At 62.5% G+C, this 20557-nt stretch carries 13 protein-coding genes; 11 read left to right on the forward strand and 2 right to left on the reverse strand.

Annotation, left to right across the window (positions count from 1 at the left end; genetic code table 11):
• Window positions 1–203: 203 nt before the first annotated feature.
• From NR193_RS03355 to NR193_RS03400, 10 genes are all read left to right on the forward strand, one after another.
• The gene (locus NR193_RS03355; protein ID WP_256749822.1) at window positions 204–1220 is read left to right on the forward strand and encodes a sugar ABC transporter substrate-binding protein; all 1017 of its coding nucleotides are present in this window, start codon (window positions 204–206) and stop codon (window positions 1218–1220) included.
• 160 nt (window positions 1221–1380) lie between these two features.
• On the forward strand, window positions 1381–2442 hold the full coding sequence (locus tag NR193_RS03360; RefSeq protein WP_256749463.1) for an ABC transporter permease: 1062 nt from the start codon (window positions 1381–1383) through the stop codon (window positions 2440–2442).
• Window positions 2439–3221 carry an ATP-binding cassette domain-containing protein gene (locus tag NR193_RS03365; protein ID WP_091585956.1) on the forward strand — a complete coding sequence of 261 codons (783 nt, stop codon included), beginning with the start codon at window positions 2439–2441 and terminating at the stop codon, window positions 3219–3221. Before NR193_RS03360 ends, NR193_RS03365 begins: the two co-directional genes overlap by 4 nt.
• A 132-nt stretch (window positions 3222–3353) precedes the next feature.
• Window positions 3354–5822 carry a glycogen/starch/alpha-glucan phosphorylase gene (locus NR193_RS03370; protein ID WP_256749464.1) on the forward strand — a complete coding sequence of 823 codons (2469 nt, stop codon included), beginning with the start codon at window positions 3354–3356 and terminating at the stop codon, window positions 5820–5822.
• 173 nt (window positions 5823–5995) lie between these two features.
• Window positions 5996–8215 (forward strand): 1,4-alpha-glucan branching protein GlgB, encoded by a 2220-nt coding sequence (glgB, locus tag NR193_RS03375; protein WP_256749465.1) that lies wholly within the window; start codon window positions 5996–5998, stop codon window positions 8213–8215.
• A 15-nt stretch (window positions 8216–8230) separates the two neighbouring features.
• Complete coding sequence (gene glgC, locus NR193_RS03380) at window positions 8231–9496, forward strand: glucose-1-phosphate adenylyltransferase (RefSeq protein ID WP_256749466.1); 1266 nt, start codon at window positions 8231–8233, stop codon at window positions 9494–9496.
• A 26-nt stretch (window positions 9497–9522) separates the two neighbouring features.
• Window positions 9523–10968, forward strand: coding sequence for a glycogen synthase GlgA (gene glgA / locus NR193_RS03385; RefSeq protein ID WP_256749467.1), 1446 nt, complete (start codon window positions 9523–9525; stop codon window positions 10966–10968).
• Between the two features lie 3 nt (window positions 10969–10971).
• A complete protein-coding gene (locus NR193_RS03390; protein WP_256749468.1) occupies window positions 10972–12600 on the forward strand; it encodes an alpha-D-glucose phosphate-specific phosphoglucomutase in 1629 nt (542 codons plus the stop codon).
• Window positions 12600–14648, forward strand: coding sequence for a glycogen debranching protein GlgX (glgX, locus tag NR193_RS03395; protein WP_256749469.1), 2049 nt, complete (start codon window positions 12600–12602; stop codon window positions 14646–14648). The genes NR193_RS03390 and glgX overlap by 1 nt, the downstream gene beginning before the upstream one ends.
• Window positions 14635–16260 (forward strand): alpha-glucosidase family protein, encoded by a 1626-nt coding sequence (locus tag NR193_RS03400; RefSeq protein WP_256749470.1) that lies wholly within the window; start codon window positions 14635–14637, stop codon window positions 16258–16260. Before glgX ends, NR193_RS03400 begins: the two co-directional genes overlap by 14 nt.
• 19 nt (window positions 16261–16279) lie before the next feature.
• Here NR193_RS03400 and NR193_RS03405 read toward each other — a convergent pair whose 3' ends face one another.
• Together NR193_RS03405 and NR193_RS03410 are read right to left on the reverse strand one after the other, a co-directional pair.
• A complete protein-coding gene (locus NR193_RS03405; protein WP_256749471.1) occupies window positions 16280–18046 on the reverse strand; it encodes a TadG family pilus assembly protein in 1767 nt (588 codons plus the stop codon).
• Window positions 18047–18502: a TadE/TadG family type IV pilus assembly protein gene (locus NR193_RS03410; protein ID WP_256749472.1), complete on the reverse strand. Its 456-nt coding sequence runs from the start codon at window positions 18500–18502 to the stop codon at window positions 18047–18049. It lies immediately after the preceding gene.
• Window positions 18503–18861: 359 nt separating this feature from the next.
• On the opposite strand from NR193_RS03410, the gene NR193_RS03415 reads away from it, so the two are divergent.
• The gene (locus NR193_RS03415) at window positions 18862–20454 is read left to right on the forward strand and encodes a peptide ABC transporter substrate-binding protein (protein ID WP_256749473.1); all 1593 of its coding nucleotides are present in this window, start codon (window positions 18862–18864) and stop codon (window positions 20452–20454) included.
• The last annotated feature ends 103 nt before the right edge of the window (window positions 20455–20557 follow it).

The following is a 20557-nucleotide window of genomic DNA, read 5'->3' on the forward strand; positions in this document are numbered from 1 at the left end:
ATGCTTTTGGGCCAGAATGAGTGAACGAAGCAAGGCTGTCAATAATAAATAAGAGTGATTTAATTATTGACAGAGGCGTTGGTCTGGTGTCTGTTGGGACAGCGTCCACGCTGGGAGAAGTTCGTTGGACGCGCTGCAGATGCCGGTTGGCCGGCGTCCAGAATGGTTCCACTGGGAGGAAAATCGTGACCAATACAAAACTGTTGAAATCGACCGTGTTTGCCGCCGCTGCTCTGGGTCTGGTGGCGTTTGCATCGTCCGCATCCGCGGCTGGTGTTGGCGCCTGCCTGATCACCAAGACCGACACCAACCCCTTCTTCGTCAAGATGAAGGAAGGCGCCACGGCGAAAGCCAAGGAACTCGGCGTCGACCTCAAGACCTACGCCGGCAAGATCGACGGCGACAGCGAGAGCCAGGTGGCGGCGATCGAAAGCTGCATCGCCGACGGCGCCAAGGGTATCCTGATCACCGCATCCGACACCAAGGGCATCGTGCCTACGGTGAAGAAGGCGCGTGATGCCGGCCTGCTGGTGATCGCGCTCGACACGCCGCTCGATCCGATCGACGCGGCCGACGCCACCTTCGCCACCGACAATCTCGAAGCCGGCAAGCTGATCGGCGCCTGGGCCGCCGCCACGCTCGGCGACAAGGCCAAGGACGCCAAGATCGGCTTCCTCGACCTGACCCCCTCGCAGCCGACCGTGGACGTGCTGCGCGACCAGGGCTTCATGATGGGCTACGGCATCGATGTGAAGGACCCCAACAAGATCGGCGACGAGGACGATCCGCGCATCGTCGGCCACGACGTCACCAACGGCAACGAGGAAGGCGGCCGCAAGGCGATGGAGAACCTTCTGCAGAAGGACAACACCATCAACGTCATCCACACCATCAACGAGCCGGCCGCTGTCGGTGCCTACCAGGCGCTCAAGGCCGTCGGCCTCGAAAAGCAGGTGCTGATCGTCTCGGTCGACGGCGGCTGCCCCGGCGTGAAGTCGGTTACGGAAGGCGTGATCGGCGCGACGTCGCAGCAATATCCGCTGCAGATGGCGGCCCTCGGCATCGAGGCGATCGCTGCTTTCGCCAAGGATGGAACCAAGCCGAAGCCGACCGAAGGCAAGAATTTCTTCGATACCGGCGTCAACCTGGTGACCGATAAGCCGGCCAATGGCGTGAAGTCCATCGACACCAAGGAAGGCCTCGCCAAGTGCTGGGGCTGATGCCGGTCTGACCGGCAACCATAAAACCGAAGCGGTCGGGGCTTGATCCCCGGCCGCTTCGGGTGGACGATGGGTCGCGTGACCGCGAACAATCCCGGCGACAGACCGGAAAGGCGTGGACGGGCGTCGGCGTGTGGCTGACACCCTACGGGGAGGAAACATGGCTCAAGCTCAGGAATTCGAGAAAGTTCTCTCGAGCAGCGACACAAGTGTTGCCGCTTTTGACGAGCACAAATCGGCCGTCAAGCGCATCCAGCATTTCCTGCATTCAACGCCAGCCGCGGTGCCGCTGATCGTGCTGCTTCTGGCGATCATTGTCTTCGGCATCACGATCGGAGGGCGGTTCTTTTCGTCCTACACGTTGACGCTGATCCTGCAGCAGATCGCCATCGTCGGCATCCTCGGAGCCGCGCAGACGCTGGTCATCCTGACCGCTGGCATCGACCTGTCGATTGGCGTGATCATGGTGATTTCGGCCGTGATCATGGGCAATTGCGCGGTCAGCTACGGTCTGCCGAGCGTACTGGCCGTGGCGATCGGGCTTGCCGCCGGTGCGGCCTGTGGGCTGCTCAACGGGGTGCTGGTCGCCTACATGAAGCTGCCGCCCTTCATCGTGACGCTCGGCACCTGGAACATCGTCATGGCCACGAACTTCATCTATTCGGCCAATGAGACGATCCGCGACACCGACGTCGATACCCAGGCGCCGCTGCTGCATCTGTTCGCCCTGAGCTTCAAGATCGGCACGGCGGTGCTGACGCTCGGGGTCATTGCCACGGTCGTGCTCGTCTTGATCCTGTGGTACGTGCTCAACCACACGGCATGGGGCCGCCATGTCTACGCCGTTGGCGATGATCAGGAGGCGGCGAAGCTGTCGGGTATCCAGACCAAGAAGGTGTTGATGACGGTCTACACCCTTGCCGGGTTGATCGCTGCTTTCGCTGCCTGGGTCTCCATCGGCCGCAACGGCTCGATTTCACCGTCAGCCGCCGTCACTGACTACAATCTGCAGGCGATCACCGCGACGGTGATTGGTGGTATTTCCCTGTTCGGCGGGCGTGGCTCGATCCTGGGCACGCTGTTTGGCGCGATGATCGTCGGTGTCGTCTCCATGGGTCTCAACATGCTGGGCGCCGATCCGCAATGGAAAGTGCTGCTCACCGGTGTGCTGATCATCGGCGCCGTGGCCATCGACCAATGGATCAGAAAGGTTTCCGCATGACCCAGGAACCCATCCTTACCGCGCGCGGTCTGGTCAAGCGCTATGGCCGCGTCACCGCTCTCGACAATGCCGACTTCGACCTTTATCCGGGCGAAATCCTTGCCGTCATAGGCGACAATGGCGCCGGTAAGTCATCGCTCATCAAGGCGATTTCCGGCGCGGCCGTGCCCGACGAGGGCGAGATCCGGCTTGAGGGCAAACCCGTCGCCTTCAGATCGCCGATGGAAGCCCGCGAAGCCGGCATTGAGACGGTCTACCAGAACCTTGCACTGTCGCCGGCGCTGTCTATCGCCGACAACATGTTCCTTGGTCGCGAGATCCGCAAACCGGGTTTTCTGGGGGACTGGCTTCGCATGCTCGACCGTCCGGCGATGGAAAAGCGCGCCCGCGACAAGCTTACCGAACTGGGCCTGATGACCATCCAGAACATCAGCCAGGCGGTGGAAACGCTGTCGGGCGGCCAGCGCCAGGGCGTGGCGGTGGCGCGCGCCGCCGCCTTCGGCAGCCGTGTGGTGATCATGGACGAACCGACTGCCGCCCTTGGCGTCAAGGAAAGCCGCCGCGTGCTTGAACTGATCCTCGACGTCAAGAAGCGCGGCCTGCCGATCGTGCTGATCTCGCACAACATGCCGCATGTCTTCGAAGTGGCCGATCGCATTCACATCCACCGGCTGGGCCGTCGCCTCTGCGTCATCGATCCCAAGCAATATACGATGTCCGATGCCGTTGCCTTCATGACCGGAGCCAAGGTTCCACCGGAGGCCGCACTGGCCGCCTGACTGCCAAATTGCCGCAGGGGCGCCCGGCTCCGTCGTTGTCTAAATCGATTGAACATACTGAAAGATGCGCTAGCATGGGCTGGGAGGATTGTTGAAAGCCGGTATGATCGTGGCAACAGCACGAGAGGTAGCATGACGCGCGCGATGACATCCGAAGCCCTCCCGCCACTACTCGAAAACCCCGATCCCAAGACGCTCGCCACGGAAGTCTTGATGGCCCTCAAATATCGGGTCGGCAAGGACACCACCGTCGCGACCCAGTACGACTGGCTCACCGCCTCGATCAAGGTCGTTCGCGACCGCATCGTCGATCGCTGGATGCAGGCGACGAAAGAAGCCTACGACCAGCAGGAAAAGCGCGTCTACTATCTGTCGCTCGAGTTCCTCATCGGCCGTCTGATGCGCGACGCGTTCTCCAATCTCGGCCTGATGGACAATATGCGCGACGCGCTGTCGTCGCTCGGCGTCGATCTCGATCTGATTGCTGCCCTCGAGCCGGATGCGGCACTCGGCAATGGCGGCCTCGGCCGGCTCGCCGCTTGCTTCATGGAAAGCATGGCGACCGTCAACATTCCCGCGCATGGCTACGGCATCCGCTACGCCAACGGCATGTTCCGCCAGGAAATCCACGACGGCTGGCAGGTTGAACTGCCCGAGACCTGGCTCGATCACGGCAATCCCTGGGAATTCGAACGGCGCGAACGGTCGTTCGAGGTTGGTTTCGGCGGTTCGGTGGAATCGATAACCTCGAAGGACGGCCGGCTCGAGCGCCATGTCTGGAAGCCGACCGAGCATGTCCTGGCGGTCGCCTATGATACGCCTGTCGTCGGTTGGCGGGCGAACCGGGTCAACACGTTGCGACTGTGGTCGGGCATGCCGGTCGATCCGATCCTGCTCGACAAGTTCAATGCCGGCGACCATATCGGCGCGCTTGCCGAAAGCAACAAGGCCGATGCCTTGTCGCGGGTCCTCTATCCCGCCGATTCCCACAAGGCGGGGCAGGAGCTTCGGCTCAGGCAAGAGTACTTCTTCTCCACCGCGTCGCTGCAGGACATCCTGCAGCGCCACATCAGCCAGTACGGCAATTTGCAGTCGTTGCCCGACAAGGCGGCGATCCACCTCAACGACACCCATCCGGCCATCGCGGTTCCCGAACTGATGCGCCTGCTGATGGATGTCCACGGCATGGACTTCGACCAGGCCTGGGGCATCACCAAGCGCACTTTCGGCTACACCAACCATACGCTGCTGCCCGAGGCGCTGGAAAGTTGGCCGGTGCCGCTTTTCGAGCGGCTGCTGCCGCGCCATATGCAGATCGTCTACGCCATCAACGCCGAAGTGCTTTTGGAGGCGCGTGCCTCCAACCAGTTTTCGGACGAGCAGATCAGCCGCATCTCGCTGATCCAGGAAAATGGCGACCGCCGGGTGCGCATGGGCAATCTGGCCTTTGTCGGTTCGCACTCGATCAACGGTGTTTCGGCTCTTCATACCGATCTGATGAAGGAGACGGTGTTCGCCGACCTGCACAAGCTCTATCCCGATCGCATCAACAACAAGACCAACGGCATCACGCCGCGGCGCTGGCTGATCCAGTGCAACCCCGGCCTGACGGCGCTCGCCCGCGAGGCGATCGGTGACCGCTTTCTCGACGACATCGACGCCATCAAGGATCTCGATGCCTTCGCCGGCGATGCCGCCTTTCGCGACAAGTTCGCCGCCGTCAAGCGGGCCAACAAGGCGCGGCTGGCCAATCTCGTCGCCGACCGGCTCGGCATCAAGGTCGATCCTTCGGCGCTGTTCGACATCCAGATCAAGCGTATCCATGAATACAAGCGCCAGCTTCTGAACATCCTCGAGGCGATCGCGCTCTACGACCAGATCCGCTCGCACCCCGAGCGCGACTGGATGCCGCGCGTGAAATTCTTCGGCGGCAAGGCGGCGCCCAGCTACCACAACGCCAAGCTGATCATCAAACTCGCCAACGATGTCGCCAGGGTCATCAACCGTGATCCGGCCGTTCGCGGTCTGCTGAAGGTGGTGTTCGTGCCGAACTACAACGTCAGCCTGGCAGAGATCATGATGCCGGCCGCTGATCTTTCCGAGCAGATCTCGACCGCCGGCATGGAAGCGTCGGGCACCGGCAACATGAAGTTCGCGCTGAATGGCGCGTTGACCATCGGCACGCTCGACGGTGCCAATGTCGAGATCAAGGAGTGCGTCGGCGACGACAACATCTTCATCTTCGGCCTGACCACCGCCGAGGTCGCCGAGCGGCGCAACAATGGCTACAATCCGCGCTCGGTCATCGAGGCTTCACCGGAGTTGTCGCAGGCGCTTGCTGCCGTCTCGTCAGGCGTCTTCTCGCCGGATGATCCGGAACGTTACCGCGACCTCATCAACGGCCTCTACGAGGGCGACTGGTTCATGGTGGCCGCCGATTTCGACGCCTATGCCGCAGCCCAACGCGAAGTCGATGCGGTCTGGCGCAACAGCCCGGACTGGTATGCCAAGGCGATCCGCAACGTCGCGCGCGTCGGCTGGTTCTCCTCCGATCGCACGATCCGCCAATATGCGAAAGAAATCTGGAACGTGCCTGTCTGATGTGATTGCATGAGGCCACGGATAATGTGGTCCGGTGCATGTCGCCCAAAAGTGTGTAGCGGTTTTGGGGCAACGACATGCACAAGAACAAGAGATGCATGTAGCCCAAAAATGTCTAGCGTTTTTGGGGATGCACGAGAACGAGATTGGTGCCCGGGGAGGGACACTGCCTGATGAAGAAGCCGCGCGCGACCGCTGCGACAAGCGGGCCGGACGGACTGGCGCCAGCCGGCGATGTCGCGGCGATTGTTGCCGGCACGCACGGCGATCCCTTCGCGGTCCTTGGCGTTCATGAGGTCGGCAAGAGCCTGTTTGCCCGCTGCTTCGTTCCGCATGCGGAGTTCGTCACCGCCTATACGCTGACCGGCACCATCGCAGGTGAACTTTCCCGGCGCGACGACCGTGGTTTCTTCGAAGGCAAGCTGTCGATCCGCAAGCGTCAGCCGCTGCGCTATCATGCCAGGAACGCCGGCGGCGACTGGTGGCTGACGGATCCCTATTCGTTCGGTCCGGTGCTCGGGCCGATGGACGACTACTACATCGCCGAGGGCTCGCATCTCAGGCTGTTCGACAAGCTCGGTGCGCATGTCATCGAGCACGAAGGCGCTTCGGGCGTGCATTTCGCCGTGTGGGCGCCCAATGCAAGGCGCGTCTCGGTGGTCGGCGACTTCAACGAATGGGACGGCCGCAGGCACTCGATGCGCGACCGTCGCGATACCGGCATCTGGGAGGTGTTCATTCCCGATATCGGCGCCGGCCGGCCCTACAAATACGAGATCATCGGCCCCGACGGCGTCAGGCTGCCGCTGAAGGCCGATCCGTTCGCCTTCAAGTCCGAACTGCGGCCGGCCACGGCATCGGTGACGGCGGTGCCGCCGTCGCATCCATGGGGCGACGAGGCGCATCGCAGTTACTGGCGCAACGCCGATCCTCGCCGCGAAGCCATCTCGATCTACGAGGTTCATGCCGGCTCCTGGCAGCTTCGCGACGATGGCACCTTCCTGTCGTGGGACGAACTGGCCGACCGATTGATACCCTATGCGGTCGAGACCGGCTTCACCCACATCGAGTTCATGCCGATCTCCGAGCATCCCTATGATCCGTCCTGGGGCTACCAGACCACCGGCCTCTTCGCGCCATCGGCTCGCTTCGGCGATCCGGACGGCTTTGCCCGCTTCGTCGACGGCGCTCACCGCGCCGGCATCGGCGTCATTCTCGACTGGGTGCCGGCGCATTTCCCGGTCGACGAGCACGGTCTCGCCCATTTCGACGGCACCGCGCTCTACGAGCATGCCGATCCGCGCAAGGGTTTTCATCCCGACTGGAACACCGCGATCTACAATTTTGGCCGCCGCGAGGTGGTGGCGTTCCTGGTCAACAACGCGCTGTTCTGGGCCGAGAAATATCATGTCGACGGTTTGCGCGTCGATGCGGTCGCCTCGATGCTCTACCTCGACTATTCGCGCAAGGCCGGCGAATGGATCCCCAACGAAAAGGGCGGCCGCGAAAACCTCGAGGCGGTCAGCTTCCTGCAGAAGATGAACAAGGAGGTCTACGGCCACCATCCGGGCGTCATCACCATCGCCGAGGAATCGACCTCATGGCCGAAGGTCTCGGCACCTGTGCATGAGGGCGGGCTGGGCTTCGGCTTCAAGTGGAACATGGGCTTCATGCACGACACGCTGGAGTATTTCTCCAAGGAGCCGATCTTCCGCAAGCACCACCACAACGACCTCACCTTCGGTCTGACCTACGCCTTCTCGGAAAATTTCGTGCTGCCGCTCTCGCATGACGAGGTCGTGCACGGCAAAGGCACGCTGCTTGGCAAGATGGCCGGCGACGACTGGCAGAAATTCGCGACGTTGCGCGCTTACTACGGTTTCATGTGGGGTTACCCCGGCAAGAAGTTGCTGTTCATGGGGCAGGAGTTCGCGCAGCGCCGCGAATGGAGCGAGGCACGCGCGCTCGACTGGAACCTGCTTGATTTCCGGCCGCATCGCGGCGTCTGGCAGACGGTGCGCGATCTCAACTACCTCTACCGTTCGCGCCCGGCGCTGCATGGCCGCGACTGCGAACCGGAAGGGTTTTCCTGGCTCATCGTCGACGACAGCCAGAATTCGGTTTTCGCCTGGCTGCGCAGCGCACCGGGCGGCAGCCCGGTGGCCGTCATTTCCAACTTCACGCCGGTGCCGCGCGACAATTATCGCGTGCCGTTGCCGACGGCCGGGAAATGGCGCGAAATCATCAACACCGACGCTTCGGAATATGGTGGTTCCGGCAAGGGCAATGGCGGCATGGTCGAGGCACGGGCGGAGGGAGGAAGCATCTCTGCGACGATGCTTTTGCCACCGCTGTCGACGATCATGCTCGAGCTCGTTGCCGAGACTGAGTAACTTGGGAGGGTAGAAATGGCAGACTTGAAACGGACCCAGCCGCTGGCGCGCGATGCCATGGCCTATGTACTGGCCGGCGGCCGTGGCAGCCGCCTCAAGGAACTGACAGACCGGCGCGCCAAGCCAGCCGTCTATTTCGGCGGCAAGACGCGCATCATCGACTTCGCGCTCTCCAATGCGCTTAACTCCGGCATCCGGCGCCTTGGCGTCGCCACCCAGTACAAGGCGCATTCGCTGATCCGCCATCTGCAGCGTGGCTGGAACTTCCTGCGGCCCGAACGAAACGAAAGCTTCGACATCCTGCCGGCCAGCCAGCGCGTTTCGGAGACGCAGTGGTACGAGGGCACGGCCGACGCCGTCTATCAGAACATCGACATCATCGAGGCCTATGGACCCGAATACATGGTCATCCTGGCCGGCGACCACATCTACAAGATGGACTACGAGCTAATGCTTCGCCAGCACGTCGACGCCAATGCCGACGTCACCGTCGGTTGCCTCGAAGTGCCGCGCATGGAAGCCACCGGCTTCGGCGTCATGCACGTCGATGGCAAGGACAACATCATCGCCTTCGTCGAAAAGCCCGCCGATCCGCCCGGCATCCCCGACAAACCGGAGTTCGCCCTGGCCTCGATGGGCATCTACGTGTTCAAGACCAAGTTCCTGATGGAGCAGCTGCGCCGCGATGCCGCCGAGCCGGGCTCGAGCCGCGACTTCGGCAAGGACATCATTCCCTATATCGTCCAGCACGGTAAGGCGATCGCGCACCGCTTCGCCAAATCCTGCGTCCGCTCGACGGCCGAGAACGAGGCCTACTGGCGCGATGTCGGAACGGTCGATGCCTATTGGGAAGCCAATATCGACCTGACCGACATCACGCCGGAACTCGATCTCTATGACCGCGACTGGCCGATCTGGACCTATGCCGAATTGAAGCCGCCGGCGAAGTTCGTGCATGACGAGGATGGCCGCCGCGGCTCGGCGGTCTCTTCGCTTGTCTCGGGCGACTGCATCGTCTCGGGCGCCTCGCTGAAGAGAAGCCTGATCTTCACCGGCGCGCGCATCAATTCCTATTCGACGCTGGAAGAAGTCGTCATGCTGCCCGACGTTCATGTCGGCCGGAACGCAAAGTTGAAGCGCGTGGTCATCGACCATGGTGTTAGGATACCGGAAGGGCTGGTGGTGGGCGAAGATCCCGCTCTCGACGCCAAGCGTTTTCGGGTCTCCGAGAAAGGCATCTGCCTGGTCACCCAGGACATGATCGACAAACTGGGACTTTAGGACAGACAGGATCGGATTGAAGGCGCATGCAGGTTCTGTCGGTCACGCCCGAGATTTTCCCGCTGATCAAGACCGGTGGGCTTGCCGACGTGACCGGCGCTTTGCCTGTCGCACTGGCAGCCAAGGGCGTGACAATGCGCACGCTCATTCCGGGCTTTCCCACCGTGATGGCCGCCTTCAAGAAAAAGCGGGCGGTCCTGCAATATCCCTTGCTGCAGGGCGGCAAGGCTTCCGTTCATGCCGTCCAGCTTGCAGGGCTTGACCTGTTCGTGCTCGACGCGCCGCATCTGTTCGACCGCCCCGGTGGTCCCTATGGCGATGCCAGCGGTGGTGACTGGCCCGACAACTGGCGGCGCTTCGCGGCGCTGAGCCAGGTGGGCGGTGACATCGCCGGTGGCGCCATTTCTGGCTATCAGCCCGACATCGTCCATGCCCATGACTGGCAGTCGGCGATGACCCTGGCCTATATGCGTTACGGCAAGGCGATCGGCGTCCCGTCAATGATGACCGTTCACAACCTCGCCTTCCAGGGCCAGTTCGGCGCCAGCATCTTTGGCGAGCTTGGCTTGCCGGCGGTTGCAATGGCGCTCGACGGCGTCGAATATTACGGTGGTGTCGGGTTCCTCAAGGCCGGCCTGCAGGCCGCCTGGGCGATCACCACGGTCAGCCCAACCTACGCGCAGGAAATCCGCTCGCCGGAATTCGGCATGGGTCTCGACGGCCTCATCAACATGCGCTCCAGCGATCTCTATGGTATCGTCAACGGCATCGATACCGGCATCTGGAATCCGGAAGCCGACAAGCATCTGGTGTCGAATTACACGGGCAGGACGCTGAAGGCGCGCGCGCCAAACAGGGCCGCCGTCGAGGAGCGCTTCAACCTCGATCGCGACGACAGCCCGATCGTCTGCGTCGTCAGCCGCCTGACCTGGCAAAAGGGCATGGACATACTGGCGCTGGTGATCGACGGCATCGTTGCGACCGGCGCGCGCCTGGCCGTCCTGGGGTCGGGCGATGCTGGCCTCGAAGGCGCGCTGCTCGCCGCCGCCGCTAGACACCGTGGCCGCATCGGGGTCGTCGTCGGCTACGACGAGGCGCTTTCGCACATCATGCAAGGCGGCTGCGACGCCATCGTCATTCCCTCGCGCTTCGAGCCCTGCGGGCTGACGCAGCTTTACGGCCTGCGCTATGGCTGCGTGCCTGTGGTTGCCCGTACCGGCGGCCTGGCGGATACCATCATCGACGCCAACGAGGCTGCCGTCTCGGCCGGCGTCGCGACCGGCTTCCAGTTCGCGCCCAACAATGGTGGCGCCTTGCTGCACGCCATGCGCCGCCTCGTCGACGCGCATGCCAGTCCGGCGGTCTGGGAATCGTTGCAACGCCAGGGCATGAAGGCCGATGTGTCGTGGGACAAGAGCGCGGAAAAATACGTTGAACTCTATCGCTCGCTGCTTTTGAAAAGGGTTGCCTGAAGCATGATACGGACCGTCCCCACCAAGCCTTACTCCGATCAGAAGCCCGGTACTTCGGGCCTGCGCAAGAAGGTGCCGGTGTTCCAGCAGGAGCACTATGCCGAGAACTTCATCCAGTCGATCTTCGACGCGCTGGACGGCTTCAAGGGCAAGACCCTGGTAATCGGCGGTGATGGCCGCTTCTACAACCGCGAGGTCATCCAGAAGGCGATCGCCATGGCCGCCGCCAACGGCTTCGGCAAGGTGATGGTCGGGCAGGGCGGCATATTGTCAACGCCGGCGGCCTCGCATGTCATTCGCAAATACAAGACCTTCGGCGGCATCATCCTGTCGGCCAGCCACAATCCGGGCGGCCCGCATGAGGATTTCGGCATCAAGTACAATGCCGGCAATGGCGGCCCGGCGCCGGAAAAGCTGACCGACGCGATCTTCGCCAGGACCAAGTCGATTTCGAACTTCAAGAACGCCGATATCGAGCCGATCGACATCGACACCATCGGCACGGTCAAGGCCGCTGGCATGACGGTCGAGATCATCGATCCGGTCGCCGACTACGCCGAGCTGATGGAAAGCCTGTTCGACTTCGAGGCACTGCGCAAGCTCTTCAAATCGGGCTTCCGCATGCGCTTCGATGCCATGCACGCGGTGACCGGTCCCTATGCCAAGGAGATCCTCGAAAACCGGCTTGGCGCGCCCGACGGCACCTGCCGCAATTTCAAGCCGCTGCCGGATTTCGGCGGCCATCACCCGGATCCGAACCTCGTCCATGCCAAGCACCTCTATGACGAGATGATGGGAGCGGACGCGCCGGATTTCGGCGCCGCTTCCGATGGGGACGGCGACCGCAACCTGATCATCGGCAAGGGCATTTTCGTCACCCCGTCGGATTCGGTCGCCATGCTCGCCGCCAACGCCCGCCTGGCGCCCGGCTACAAGGACGGCCTGAAGGGCATCGCTCGCTCGATGCCGACCAGCGGCGCCGCCGACCGCGTCGCCCACAAGCTCGGCATCGGCATCTATGAAACGCCGACCGGCTGGAAGTTCTTCGGCAATCTGCTCGATGCCGGCATGGCGACGATCTGCGGCGAGGAGAGTGCCGGCACCGGCTCCAACCATGTCCGCGAAAAGGACGGCCTGTGGGCGGTGCTTTTGTGGCTCAACATCCTGGCCGCGCGCGGCGAAAGCTGCAAGCAGATCGTCACCGAGCACTGGGCGACCTACGGCCGCAACTACTATTCACGCCACGACTACGAGGAGGTCGAGAGCGACCGCGCCAATGCGCTGGTCGACGAGCTGCGCGCCAAGCTCGGCTCGTTGCCGGGCACCAGGGTGCGCGGCATGACAATCGCCAGCGCCGACGACTTCGCCTATCACGACCCGGTCGACGGTTCGACCAGCGAGCATCAGGGCATCAGGGTTCTGTTCGAAGGCGGTTCGCGCGTCGTCTTCCGGCTATCCGGCACCGGCACGTCGGGCGCGACGCTACGCGTCTATATCGAGCGTTACGAGCCGGACAAGTCGAGGCATGATCTGGATACGCAGGCCGCACTTGCCGATCTGATTGCCGCGGCCGATGATATTGCCGGGATTCGCAGCCATACCGGCCGCGCCAAGCCGAGCGTCATCACCTGATGCCATCGACACCTGCGGCCAATCATCGGCCGCGATTTGGCGGATTTGTTTCGGACGGTGGCATCCGCTTCGCCGTATGGTCGCAGGCGGCCAGGCGGCTGTGGGTCTCGATCTTCGACGAGCAGGGCAATCGGGAAATCGAACGGCTTGAGCTGCAGCCGGAAGGCGAGGGCGTCCATGCGCTGTTCGTCGCGGGCCTTGGCCCCGGCACCCGCTACGGATTTCGCGCCGACGGCGACTATGCGCCGGAGCGCGGTCTGTGGTTCGACCCCGACAAATTGCTGACCGATCCCTACGCCATCGAGATCGACAGGCCTTACGCCCATGATTGGCGGCTGGCCCACCGCCGGGGGGAAGGGGGCGATACCGCCCCGCTGATGCCGAAGGCGATTGCCGGGGCCTTGCCGAAACCCGCGCGGGCGTCGCCGCCGCTTTTCCGGGCCGGCGGCCTGATCTACGAAGTGCCGGTGCGCGCCTTCACCATGCGCCACCCCGACGTTCCGGAAAGGCTGCGCGGGACGGTTGCCGCCCTCGCTCATCCGGCGGTTATCGAACACCTGAAAAAGCTCGGCGTAGGCGCCGTCGAACTGATGCCTGTGACGGCGTCGATCGACGAGCGGCATCTGCCGCCGCTTGGGCTGCGCAACGCCTGGGGCTACAATCCCGTCACCTTCATGGCGCTCGATCCACGTCTTGCGCCGGGCGGCATCGTGGAATTGCGAAACACGGTCGCCGTGCTGCGTGAAGCCGGCATCGGCGTCATCCTCGATCTCGTCTTCAACCACACCGGCGAGAGCGACAGGCTCGGCCCGACGCTCTCGCTGCGCGGCTTCGACAATCAGGCCTATTACCGGCATGCGTCGGACGGCAGGCTGGCCAACGACACCGGCACCGGCAATACGGTCGCTTGCGACCACCCTGTCGTTCAGGAAATGATCATCGACGCGCTTCGCCATTTTGTTCGTGATGCCGGCGTCGATGGCTTCCGCTTCGACCTGGCACCCATTCTGGGGCGAGTCGAGGGAACATTCGAGGCCGAGGCGCCATTGTTGAAAGCGATGCGCCAGGACGCGCTGCTGGCCGACCGCGTGTTGATCGCCGAGCCCTGGGACATCGGTCCGGATGGCTATCAGCTCGGCAATTTCCCCCCGCCCTTCCTCGAATGGAACGACAAGTACCGCGACGATGTCAGGCGCTTCTGGCGCGGCGACGCCGGCATGGTCGGCGCATTGGCGACACGGCTTGCCGGTTCGTCCGATGTGTTTGCCAAGGCAGGCCAACACACCAGCCGCAGCGTCAATTTCATCGCCGCCCATGACGGCATGACGCTGGCCGACACCGTGCGTTACGAGCGCAAGCACAACGAGGCCAATGGCGAGCAGAACCGCGATGGTCACAATGAGAACCTGTCGTGGAACAATGGCGTGGAGGGCGTCACGGATGACCCGGCCGTTTCGGCGGCACGCCTGAACGATCACCATGCACTGCTCGCCACGCTGTTTGCCTCGCGCGGCACCATTATGCTGACCGCCGGTGACGAATTCGGCCGCACCCAGCACGGCAACAACAATGCCTATGCGCAGGACAATGAGATCACCTGGCTCGACTGGGCCGGGCGCGACCGGGCGCTGGAGCGCTACGCGTCACTGCTGGCGGCGTTGCGGCGCACGGTGCCCGCGCTTTCCGACACACGCTTCCTCACCGGCCAGCCGCCGGCAGGTTCAGGGATGCCAGACGTCGCATGGCTGACCGAGAGAGGCGCGCCGCTCGATGAACAGAGCTGGCAGGACCCGCAGAGGCATCGTCTGGTCATGGTTCTGGGTGGCACCGCCGATGACGGGCGGCGCCTCGCAGTGGTCATCAACGGCGATCGCCGGGCCTGCATGTTCACGCTGCCCGGGCGCGAAGGGTTTTTCTGGGCGTCGGCTCTCGAAACAGGCGAGGCGGTTGATATCTCGCGGCCGGTATCGGGGCGGACGGTGATCTTCATGATCGAACGAGCGGCCGTGCAGGCTGGCTCGAGGGAGAAACGCAATGGCGGCAAGTGACAGGTCCGAATGGTGGCGCGGCTGCGTCATCTACCAGATCTATCCGCGCTCCTTCCAGGATACGACCGGCAACGGCAGTGGCGATCTGCGCGGCGTCACATCGAGGCTGGCTCATGTCGCCTCGCTTGGCGTCGACGCCATCTGGCTGTCGCCCTTCTTCAAATCGCCGATGGCCGACATGGGCTACGACGTGTCGGATTACTGCGATGTCGATCCGATGTTCGGCACATTGGAGGACTTCGACGCGATGATCGCCGAGGCGCACCGCCTCGGCCTGAAGATCATTATCGACCAGGTGCTGTCGCATTCATCCGACAAGCACGAGTGGTTTGTCGAAAGCCGCGGCAGCCGCGACAATCCCAAGGCCGACTGGTATGTCTGGGCCGATACGAAGCCGGATGGCGGCGCCCCCAACAACTGGCTTTCCGTCTTCGGTGGTCCGGCCTGGGAGTGGGACTCGACCCGCCGGCAATATTACATGCACAATTTCCTCGCCGCGCAGCCGGATTTGAATTTCCACAATCCGGAGGTTCAGGACGCGCTTCTGGAAACGGTGCGCTTCTGGCTGGAGCGCGGCGTCGACGGCTTCCGGCTCGATACGGTCAACTACTATGTCCACGACCGCTGGCTGCGCAGCAATCCGCCCTTGGCGTCGAGCGTCGCCGGCACCAACAACGAGACCAACACCTACCTCTACCAGGAGCACCTGTTCGACAAGACGCAGCCGGAGAACCTGGCGTTCCTTCGTCGCTTCAGGGCGCTGCTCGATGAGTACGAGGACCGCGCCGCCGTCGGCGAGATCGGCGATGAAGGCCGCTCATTGCAGACGCTCGCCGCCTACACGTCCGGCGGCGACAAGCTCCATATGTGCTACACGTTCGATCTGCTTGGCCCGCAGTTCTCTGCGGCGCATGTGCGTGGCTGCGTCGAAGCCTTCGAGGCGGCCGTTTCCGATGGCTGGGTCTGCTGGGCATTCTCCAACCACGACGTGGTGCGCCATGTCAGCCGTTGGACAAGGCCAGACAGCGACCCCGACGTGGTCGCAAGATTCTCGATCATGCTGCTGTGCTGCCTGCGCGGATCGATCTGCCTCTACGAGGGCGAGGAACTCGGCCTGGAGGAGGCCGAACTCGCTTTCGAGGACTTGCGCGATCCCGTCGGCATCCGCTTCTGGCCGGGCGTCAAGGGCAGGGATGGTTGCCGCACGCCGATGGTCTGGGAGGCCGGTGCCGACAATGCGGGGTTCTCTACCGGCAAGCCATGGCTGCCGGTACCGGCCAGCCATCGCGCCCGCGCGGTCGACGTCCAGAATGCCGACATCGCCTCGGTGCTCACGTTTTATCGGGCCGCGCTGGCCTTGCGCCGAGAGCATGTAGCACTGACAACAGGCTCGATCCGCTTTCTCGACGCCGAGGGTGACGTGCTCGCCTTCATCCGCGAAGGTGGCGGTGAAAGACTGCTTTGCGTCTTCAATTTCGCCGAGGTGCCGGCCAATTGGCCGTTGCCGCGGGATATAGGGTCGGTCGCAAGGCTTGGCGGCGATGCCGCTGTCATCGAGGAAGCCGAGTTGTCGTTGCCCGCGCTCGGTTGCTTTCTCGGCCGACTTGACTGATCTGGCGTCTCGGCCGCCTTTACTGGACAAGCACCGAGCGTCCGCAGGTCGCTCCGGTGACGCGCACATCCGCCTGTCCGACGCCGACACCCAGCGCTGACAGCACATTGTAAAGCAGGTCGTCGACCGGCGCCGTCACACCGTTCAGCACGGCCACCACTGCCGGCTTGACCGTTCCGAGCAGGGCGGTCAGATCGATCCCGAGACCAAGCGCATTGACCGAAAGCGACAGGTTGTTGACCAGCGACGTGGTGAGCGACTGCGAGATGTTTCGCGTCGAAACAGTCTTGACCGTCTTGTTGGCGATGTCAGTCGCGTTGAAGTTCAGCGTCGTCGGGCTGTTGTTGGTGATCGCGGTCGCGGCCGAACCCATCACCTGTATCAGCGGAACGTTGACCAGCAGCAGCTTGAGGCTCACATCCGCGATCTCGGCGTCGGTGAACGACTGAGGCTGGCTGAAGTCGCCAAAGCCCGAGCTGTTGCTGTTGGCCAGATGCAGCGAGGCAATACCTGGGTGCGCGGCGATCGAAACGTTGATGCTGGAAGGCCCTTTCGGACAGGTGATGTCGGTCAGTTTGGCTTCGGCATACGCGACTTCGACATTGAGCGGCAGATTGACGGCCAGCAGGCTGATGCCGCCGCCGAGACCGGGCGTACCGACACCGACGGAGGCCACCAGCTTGATGCGCGTCTGGGCGGTGCGCACGACGGTGCCGATCTCGCCGACCGACAGCCATGGTGAGAACTGTGCAGGTTCGCCGATGGCGATGGTCAGTTTGGTGGAGAGGAGCCCCGGGATGGTGGCGCCAAGATCGACCTGAGCCTGGTTGGTGCCGTTGGCCAGCACGGCAGCGGCCGTCAGCATGCCCATGGCGCTTGCGTCGACCCCGAGGCCGGCTGGCCTTTGCCCCAGGCCCAGGCTGCCGAGCGAGCCGAGATCGACGAGGCTGCTGAGCGGGATCTTGACCGTACTGGTCGACTTGGAGGCTATTGTCTGCAGGGCGACCTTGGCCGTATTGCCAAGTCCAGGCACATTGGCCATGGCGGTGGCCACCTGGCCGACGGACGCCTTCGATGCCAGAACATCCGAATAGGTACCGCCGGTCACGTTCACTTGTGTGGCAAGGGCATCTACGAAGGAGAGGACACTGACATCGGCCGAGATCAAACCGTTGTAGTCCATGACGCTGAGCGAGATGTTGCCGCCGAGAAGTCCGCTGAGAAGCGCGTTGAGGATGCCGCCATTGACGCTGAGCAGTCTCGACCCGACCGAGAATGTCGCCTGCGGCGTCATGCTGGCGGTAGCCTCGGTGCCGATGACGGGAGTGGGGATCAACGAACTCGCGAAATAGCGGGCAGGGATTTTCTTCAGGGTGACATGCACCGCATTGTAAGGTGTCACGCCGGCTTGGAAACGCTGGCTCACATTGGCGGTTGATGTTGCGTATCGCCCGGGCGTGACCGTCACCACGGTTTTCCCGACAGCCGCGGGAATGGTCTGCCCCGAACCTTGAACGACGACGCCTGGCATGCCGTTGTCGGTGAGTGTCGTGACGACGGCGGCCTGGATGTTGGTGATGTTCGAGGCAGCGGTGATCGCCGCCAGGTCGACCATCGCCTGAGCTTCCCGGCGCTCTGTGTAGATCGAGGCTTCGTCGATGGCCACCGCGGCCAGCGCCAGCGCCACCGGCGCGCTCAATGCCGTCATGACGGCAAAATTCGCTTTCCTGTCGCTCAGCATCAACCGTGCGAGCCGGACGATCCCCTTACGGCCACGCAGCAGCATTCAGATGCCCCCGACCCTGATCGTCGACTGGCGCTTGATCGTGGTTCCGGGCATGGCCAGGCCCGGGAAAAGGTTCCAGATCGGCAGGTTGCGGGCATCGTACTGGATGGACACCACGAACTGGCTTCCGTCGGCGGTGCTGTCATTGGCCTGATAGGTCAGCTTGCTGGCATCCACGAAGGGATATCCGCTGGCGTTGTTGGTAACGAAGCTGGCCACGAGCGTCTGCCGCTCGGTCTGGTTCAATCCAGCGATGGCTGTCCGGGCCGCATCCGCCGCGATCTGCTGGATCGAGTTGGCGGCGCCAAAATATATACCGTATGCAACCATTCCGAGCAGAAGGAGGATGAAGAGCGGCGAGAGCAAAGCGAATTCGACCGCGGAAGTTCCAGACTCTTCTTGAAATTTCCATATTTTATGACGAATTATAGATAGTTTACTTGGTAAGTTACTCATAGTCGCCATGCATCTTGAATGTGAATCGTACAGAAGGTAGTCATAATGTAACCTCCGGTTGCTTAAGAACGCATTAACACATTCCGGCAAACTGATGCGGCCCCGTGAAAAATAGCCTCGAGGTGAGGAAACCAAGTCAAGCTTCTGGTTTCGGCGGTGTTTCGGGCGCCGCTCCACAGCTTTCGTGCCGCCTTACTTTGGGTGAACCAGAGAGTCTGTTGAAATAAAAAATCTCCGCGTTAGTGTCTGGGCACCAGCCGCCGGAAGGGAACCGGCGGCGCGCTCAAAGGGGCCAGACATCGGCTTCGGGGCGTCAACACATAGAGGCGCGCCGACGGCAGCGCCAAAGGGAGAACTTCATGCTGAAAAACATGCTGAAGGCGACGGTGTTCGCGACGACGATGGCCGTGGCGGCCGGCACATTCTACACGCCGGCCTTTGCCGAGAGCGTCTATAACAGGGGCACGGCCGCCGAATCGGAATCGGTCGACCCGCACAAGACCTCGACGGTGTATGAAGCCAATGTCTTGCGTGACCTGTTTCAGGGCCTGGTCATGCAGGATGCGAAGGCAAACCTCATTCCGGGCGCCGCGGAAAGCTGGACGGTTTCGGATGACGGTACCGTCTATACGTTCAAGCTGCGCAAGGACGGCGTCTGGTCGGATGGCAGCCCGGTGACGGCCGAAGACTTCGTCTACGCTTTCCATCGCCTGGAAGATCCGGCCACCGGCGCCGAATACGCGTCCATGCTCTATCCCGTGAAGAATGCCGAGGAAGTCAACACCAAGAAGGGCAAGCCGGAGGATATGGGTGTCAAGGCGATCGACGCCACCACTCTGGAGGTGACGCTCAAGGCACCGACGCCTTACTTCTTGGAGATGCTGACCCACCAGGCGACCTATCCGGTCAGCAAGGCCTCCATCGAAAAGCTCGGCGCCGACTGGATCAAGCCGGGCAATCTGGTTTCGAACGGTGCCTATACGCTGGCCGAGTGGGTCCCCAACGACCACATGAAACTGGTCAAGAATCCGAAATTCTGGGACGCCGCGAGCGTCAAGTTCGACGTTGTCAACTACATTCCGACCGAAGATCGCTCATCGGCGATGAAGCGCTTCGAGGCCGGCGAACTCGACAGCTACGACGATCTGCCGACAGAACAACTCGCCGACCTCAAGACCAAGTTTGGCGATCAGATTCACGTCGGACCGTACCTCGGCACCTACTATTATGCGATCAAGACCGATAAGGCGCCGTGGAACAACCCCGAACTGCGCAACGCCATCTCGATGGCGATCGACCGTGATTTCATCGCCGAAAAGGTCTGGCAAAACTCTATGCTGCCCGGCTACTCGATGGTGCCTCCCGGCATTGAGGGCTACACGCCGGCGATGGCCAAGTATGCCGACACGCCGCAGATCGACCGCGAGGACGCAGCCAAGAAGATCCTCGAGAAACTCGGCTACACGCCCGAGCACCCGCTGAAGATGGAGATCCGCTACAACACCTCGGAAAACCACAAGAACACCGCGGTCGCCATCCAGGAACAGTTGAAGCCGCTTGGCGTCGACGTCACGCTGCTCAACACCGACACCAAGACCCACTACTCCTTCCTTGAACAGAAGGGCGACTATGACGTGGCGCGTGCCGCCTGGATTGCCGACTACAAGGATCCGGAAACCTTCCTCGGCATCTCGCGCAAGGCGAGCGGCAACAACTATTCGAACTACGACAGCCCGCAATATGAGGCGGCCATGGACAAGGCCGCCGCCGCTGGCGGCAAGCCCGAAGAGCGCATGAAGGAACTCTCCGAGGCTGAGCGCATCCTCGTCGACGATGTCGGCCAGATTCCGCTTCTCTACTACAGCTACCACGATATCGTTTCCTCGAAGCTGCACGGCTTTGTCGACAACGTGATGGACGTCCATCCGTCCCGCTTCGTCAGCAAGGACTGATCCCTGGCCAAGCCGCCGCGCACTGAGTGCGCGGCGGCGCTGGTTTGCCATCGCATCGGCCCGGGAACCGGATTCGATTTTCGGAAAGTTCGGTGCGAAGATT

This window comes from Mesorhizobium sp. Mes31 (assembly GCF_024519675.1).
Taxonomy (GTDB): Bacteria; Pseudomonadota; Alphaproteobacteria; order Rhizobiales; family Rhizobiaceae; genus Mesorhizobium.